At 73.1% G+C, this 825-nt stretch carries 2 protein-coding genes; both read left to right on the top strand.

Annotated elements, in window-relative coordinates:
* On the top strand, window positions 1-277 hold a 277-nt coding region (locus AC27KI_RS26175; RefSeq protein ID WP_487116776.1), incomplete at its 5' end, for a RidA family protein.
* 66 nt (window positions 278-343) lie between these two features.
* A partial coding sequence (locus AC27KI_RS26170; RefSeq protein ID WP_487116774.1) for an MFS transporter occupies window positions 344-825 on the top strand: 482 nt, incomplete at its 3' end.

The following is an 825-nucleotide window of genomic DNA, read 5'->3' as shown; positions in this document are numbered from 1 at the left end:
CCGGCTGGCCGACGGTTTCGCGCAGCAGGTCGCCCAGGCCCTGGCCAACCTCGGCACCGCGCTCGCCGCGGCCGGCGCGCGGCCCCGGGACGTGGCCAAGCTCACAGTGCTCATCGTGGACCACAGCGAGCAGCGGCTGCAGACGTTCGGCCAGGCCCTGATGGCGATGTGGGCCGGCGCCCCGGCGCCCGCCTGCACCCTGATCCCCGTGCCGCGCCTGGCGATCGACGGCATGCTGTTCGAGATCGACGCCCTCGCCTACGTGCCTGCCGGCTGACGGGCCGCCGCTTCCAGCCACTCCATCCCACCACCTTCGCGCCCGCTACCGAGAATCCCGCACCGCATGCCACCCCGTACCCTGCCCGCCACCCCATCCTCCTCCCGCCCTGACACCTCGGCGGGCCTGTCCACCCCCGTGCTGCTGCTGATGGCGGTGGCCTGCGGCCTGTGCGCGGGCGCCAACTATTTCAACCAGCCGCTGCTGCACTCCATCGCCGTACACCTGCAGGTGTCCGAAGGCACGGCCGCGCTGACAGTCACCTTCGCGCAGGTGGCCTACGCGGTCGGCTTGCTGCTGCTGGTGCCGCTGGGCGACAAGCTGGAGCGGCGGCGGCTGATCGCCACGCTCATGGTGCTGGCGGCGGCGGGGCTGTTCCTGAGCGGGTTTGCCGACTGCTTCGCGCTGCTGGCGCTGGGCACGCTCATGACCGGGCTGTTCTCGGTGGCCGCCCAGGTGCTGGTGCCCATGGCGGCGGCGCTGGCCGCGCCCGGGCGCAGCGGGCAGGCCGTGGGCCTGGTGATGAGCGGGCTGCTCACCGGCATATC

This window comes from Acidovorax sp. KPB24-03 (genome assembly GCF_057546605.1).
Note: the sequence above shows the minus strand (reverse complement) of the source record. Positions and strands in the feature narration are given on the sequence as shown.